The following is a 4,564-nucleotide window of genomic DNA, read 5'->3' as shown; positions in this document are numbered from 1 at the left end:
ACGTCCTCCGAGTCTCCAACGGATGGGGATAACCACTTGGCATTGCAACCTCCAAAATCCTGGGACGTTGCAATAGACAATTGATTCTGCCCGACGGGGAACTACAGGGAGCGCACGTTCGCGGGGGTCCTGCGCTGGGCGAGAAGTCAGCCAGGCAGCGAACTGCTCAGCCGCTCGGCGGCGACCAGGTAGTCCTCGATGAACTCGCGCACCACCTCACGGGCCGGCTTCACCTTGTTCATCAGCCCGACGCCCTGACCGACGAAGTAGGTCGCCAGCGCCTGGGCGCCTTCGTGGCCCTGTGCGGCCAGCACGTCGATGCGCCGGATCACCGGCTCGCACAGCATCGACTGCAACGGCAGGCCGAGCGGCTGGTGTCCGCCGGTGTGCGGCAGCCAGGCGTCGGTCCAGTCGGAGACCAGCTGGCGCGACGGCTTGCCGGTACGCCCGGCCGAGCGCACCGTGTCCCGTGAGCGGGCGGCCAGCATCTTGGCCACCGTGTGCGGGGCGGTCTCGGCCTCCTCGGTGGTCAGCCACACCGAGCCGGTCCACGCGCCGGCGGCGCCGGCGGCGACCATGCCGGCCATCTGCCGGCCGGTCACGATGCCACCGGCGGCCAGGACCGGGACCTGGGTGCCGGTCGACTCGACGGCTTCGACGACCTCGGGCACCACCACCAGGGTGCTGACCTCGCCGCAGTGCCCGCCGGCCTCGGTGCCCTGCGCGACGATCAGGTCCACCCCGGCGGCGACCTGCTTGACCGCGTGCTCCTTGGCGCCGACCAGCGCCGCGACCGGGATTCCGCGTTCCTTCCCGGCTTCGATCATGTAGTCCGGCGGCACGCCCAGTGCGTTGGCGATCAGCTTGACCGGGTGGGTCAGCGCCACGTCGAGCAGTTCGCGGCCGGTGTTGCCGGACAGCGACGCCCCGCCCAGGCGACGGTCCGGCTCGGGCTCGATGTCATGGGCCCGCAGCAGATCGTCGACCAGGTCGCGGTAGGCCTGCGGGATCCGTCCGGCCAGCTCGGCGCTGGACAGCTTCTCGCCCTTGCCCTCGAACTTGGCCGGCACGATGAGGTCCACCCCGTAGGGCTTGCCGCCGACGGCCTCGTCGATCCAGGCCAGTTCCTGGTCGAGCTGGGTGGGGCTGTAGGCGGTCGCGCCGAGGACACCGAAGCCGCCGGCGTTGGTCACCGCAGCCACCACGTCGCGGCAGTGGCTGAAGGCGAAGAGCGGGAAGTCGATGCCGAACTGCTCACACAGCGCTGAGGAGGTCATCGCGCCAGTATTACTTGACCGCCGATGAGCGCTCGCGCGAAGAGCGGAGTCACTGTCAAGAGATGTGCGCGACCCCCGTTTTCACTGCCCGCCGAGCACCGCGGTGTCGCGCAGGAAGTCTTCGACGGCGCGCAGCAGCTGCGCCCCGTCCAGCAGCACGCGGTCGTTGTGGCCGGCGCCGGGCACCGACACGAACTCCTTGGGGCCCGGGGCCGCGTCGTACAGCCGGCGGCTCAGCGGCAGCGGCACGATCCCGTCGGTCTCCCCCGCGACGACGAGCAGCGGGGCGGCCAGCGCGCCGATCCGGTCGATCGAAGGGTAGCGGTCGATCAGCAACGGGCCCAACGGCAGCACCGGGAAGTACGTCTCCACCACGTCACCCAGCGAGCTGAACGGTGAGCGCAGGATCAGCGCAGCGGGCGGTTGTTCGACGGCAAGCCTGACCGCGACCGCGCCGCCCAGCGACTCGCCGAAGTAGGCGATGCGGTCCGCGTCGACCTCCGGCTGCCGCGTCAGCCAGTCCAGCGCGGCGCGCGCGTCGGCGGCCAGCCCCGACTCGCTCGGGCGGCCCGGATTGCCGCCGTAGCCGCGATAGTCGGTCAACAGCACCGACAGCCCCATCCGGTGCAACGCCGCGGCCAGCGGCGCACGCATCGAGCGGTCGCCGCCGTTGCCACCCAGAATCAGCACCGCCGGGCCACCCCGGGCGGGCAGGAACCAGGCGTCCAGCTGCAGGCCGTCGGCGGTCGGGAAGCTGACGTCGCGCCCGCCGGGCAGCACCGTTGCCGCCGGCGGCAACGGACCGCGCGACGGGAGGTAGATCAGGCGGCGCTGTTGTGACCACAGCAGACCGAGCAGACCGGACGCCACCAGCACGACGATAGCGACGACGGCGACCGCGCGGCGAGGCAGGCCCGGCTCCCCCAGGCTAGCCCCGTAGCGGCGCGGTGGCGAACTCGCGCAGCCCGTCGCCGGGGCCGATTGCCGCCCGAAAACCCAACCGCTGCTCGGCTTTCGCCGGATCGGCGACGATGTGGCGGACGTCGCCGCTGCGGTACTGCCCAGTGACAACCGGGGCGACATCGCCGCGCGCGGCACACAGCGCCGTCGCGACGTCGAGGATCGAGACGGGCCTGCCCGAGCAGACGTTGAACGCGTCGAACCCGCCGGTCCCGGCGGCGGTGGCATCGACGGCAGCGATGTTCGCCGCGGCCACGTCGTCGACGTGGACGAAGTCGCGCATCTGCCCACCGTCCTCGAAGACCCTGGGTGCCTCACCCTTTTCCAGTGACGACCGGAAGATCGCGGCGACCCCTGAGTAAGGGGTGTCGCGCGGCATTCCCGGCCCGTAGACGTTGTGATAGCGCAGCGCCACCACCGAGCCACCGGTCGACTCCGCCCAGGCCAGCGCATAGTGCTCCTGGGCGACCTTGCTGGCCGCATACAGGCTGCGCGGCCGCAGCGGAGCGTCCTCGTCGACCAGCGCCCAGTCGACCGGCTCGCCGTCGAACGGATTGCGGTGGTCGAACAGCCCGGCGTCGAGGTCGGCGCGGCTGCGCGGCAGCGGGTCGACGTCCCCGCGGCGGGGACACACGTAGCGGCCCTGCCCGTAGACCACCATCGACGACGCCAGCACCAGGCGTGTGCAACCGGCGGCGTACATCTCGGCCAGCAGCACCGTGGTCGCGTAGTCGTTGTGCGAGCCGTAGGACGGCGCGTCGGCGGCGTTGACGCCCGCCCCCACGACGGCGGCCTGATGGCAGACGACGTCGACACCGTCGAGCGCCCCGGCCACGGCCGCGGCGTCGCGCAGGTCGAGCAGCCGAACCCCGGCCGGTGCAACGGCGCCGGAACCGTGCGCGGCGGCCAGCATCGCGTCGACGCCGATGACCTCGTGCCCGGCGGCGGACAGTTGTGCGCTGATCCGGGTTCCGATGAACCCGGCTGCGCCGGTCAACAGGACCTTCACGGCAACTCGAACGGTAGCTCGACGCCCTCGTGTGGCCGCCGCATGGGAAAGGTGTCCTCGGGCCCGAGCCGGTCGATGACGTCGCGCACGAGCTGCTTCAACTTTACGAGGTTGCGCTCGAACTCCGCAAACACGTCGACGGCCCGCACCCCGGCACCGGCCTCAATGCCGGCGTCCAGATCGGTCACCAATGCGATAGCCGCATAACTCATCTCGAGTTCGAGAGCCAGCACCGATTCCGGATATCCGGTCATGTTGACCAGTGTGAACCCCTGTTCGGCGAACCAGCGACTCTCGGCGCGAGTCGAGAACCGCGGGCCTTCGATGACGACCATCGTGCCGCCGTCGACGACGCCGGGCATTTCAGCGATCACGGCGCGCAGCGCCGGGCAGTACGGGTCGGCGAAGCTGACGTGGACGCCGCCGGAATCGAAGTAGGTTGCGGCGCGGCCACTGGTGCGGTCGACGAGCTGATCGGGCACCACGATCGCGCCCGGGCCGAGGTCGGGGGTCAGGCTGCCGACCGCGCACGGCGCGAGGATGCGCCGCACGCCCAACTCGCGTAACGCCCACATGTTGGCCCGGTAGGGCACGGTGTGCGGGGAGAATTCGTGGCTGGCGCCATGCCTGGGCAAGAAGGCCACTTCGTGGTCGCCGACGGCGCCGACGGTGATCGGCGCGCTCGGCGGCCCGTAGGGGGTGTCGAGACTGACCGCGCGGGCGTCGGATCCGAAGAACGTGTAGAAACCGCTACCACCGATGACTCCCAGCATCCGACCATTGTGGTTCATCGCTCCCGGGCCGCGCAGGACGGTTCCGCGGCGGGCCGCGCAGAACGGTTCCGCGGCGGGCCGCGCATGACAGTGTTGTGACCAACCCCGGCAGCCGGGTGCGTCGACCCGGCGATCGCTGAGAGGCTGCACGCGCCCCCCGTATGCCCGGTCGTATACCGAAAGGTCTGTCCTGCGCCGCCGTCCGCCCGTCTGGATCGCGCTGCTCGTCGGCGCGTGCGGCCTGATCGCCGCGCTGCTGGTGCCCCTGGCCCCGGTCCACACCGACACGGTGACGCTGAGCTGGCCCGCGGCCGGCGAGCCCGCCCGGTCGACCACCGCGCTGGTGGTCCCGTACCGGCCCGCGGAGCTGACCGCGCGGATACCGTGTTCGGCGCTGGTGGCGGCGGAGAACACGACGGTGCTGGCCACCGGGCCGGCCGGTGACGGTCTGACCGTCACCGGCGGCCCCGAGGGGGCCGTGCTGCGCGCCGACGGGGTGCGGGAACCCGTTGCGGGCGGACCTGCCGCCGGGTGCGTGGCGGTGC

General features: G+C 71.5%; 5 protein-coding genes. 1 reads left to right on the top strand and 4 read right to left on the bottom strand.

Going from position 1 to position 4,564, the window contains the following annotated elements; translation table 11 throughout:
- Positions 1 to 146: 146 nt before the first annotated feature.
- The 4 genes from ACXAID_RS27100 to ACXAID_RS27085 form a co-directional block, all read right to left on the bottom strand.
- Positions 147 to 1,277, bottom strand: coding sequence for a nitronate monooxygenase (locus ACXAID_RS27100; protein ID WP_475025267.1), 1,131 nt, complete (start codon positions 1,275 to 1,277; stop codon positions 147 to 149).
- Positions 1,278 to 1,358: 81 nt separating this feature from the next.
- The gene (locus tag ACXAID_RS27095; RefSeq protein ID WP_475025266.1) at positions 1,359 to 2,147 is read right to left on the bottom strand and encodes an alpha/beta hydrolase; all 789 of its coding nucleotides are present in this window, start codon (positions 2,145 to 2,147) and stop codon (positions 1,359 to 1,361) included.
- Between the two features lie 58 nt (positions 2,148 to 2,205).
- Positions 2,206 to 3,246, bottom strand: coding sequence for an NAD-dependent epimerase/dehydratase family protein (locus tag ACXAID_RS27090; RefSeq protein WP_475025265.1), 1,041 nt, complete (start codon positions 3,244 to 3,246; stop codon positions 2,206 to 2,208).
- Positions 3,243 to 4,019, bottom strand: a complete 777-nt coding sequence (locus tag ACXAID_RS27085) for an S-methyl-5'-thioadenosine phosphorylase (protein WP_475025264.1) — start codon at positions 4,017 to 4,019, stop codon at positions 3,243 to 3,245. The genes ACXAID_RS27090 and ACXAID_RS27085 overlap by 4 nt, the downstream gene beginning before the upstream one ends.
- Before the next feature lie 259 nt (positions 4,020 to 4,278).
- Between ACXAID_RS27085 and ACXAID_RS27080 the strand changes: the two genes are divergently transcribed.
- A partial coding sequence (locus ACXAID_RS27080) for a hypothetical protein (protein ID WP_475025263.1) occupies positions 4,279 to 4,564 on the top strand: 286 nt, incomplete at its 3' end.

It is taken from the genome of Mycobacterium sp. ABE4_509, from assembly GCF_056160785.1.
The sequence above is the reverse complement of the archived record's forward strand: the minus strand, read 5'-3'. Positions and strand labels throughout refer to the sequence as shown.

Bases quoted from the DNA above. Each gene is read 5' to 3' on its own strand.
- ACXAID_RS27085 (WP_475025264.1), bottom strand. From the start codon at position 4,019: ATGCTGGGAGTCATCGGTGGTAGCGGTTTCTACACGTTCTTCGGATCC.
- ACXAID_RS27100 (WP_475025267.1), bottom strand. From the start codon at position 1,277: ATGACCTCCTCAGCGCTGTGTGAGCAGTTCGGCATCGACTTCCCGCTC.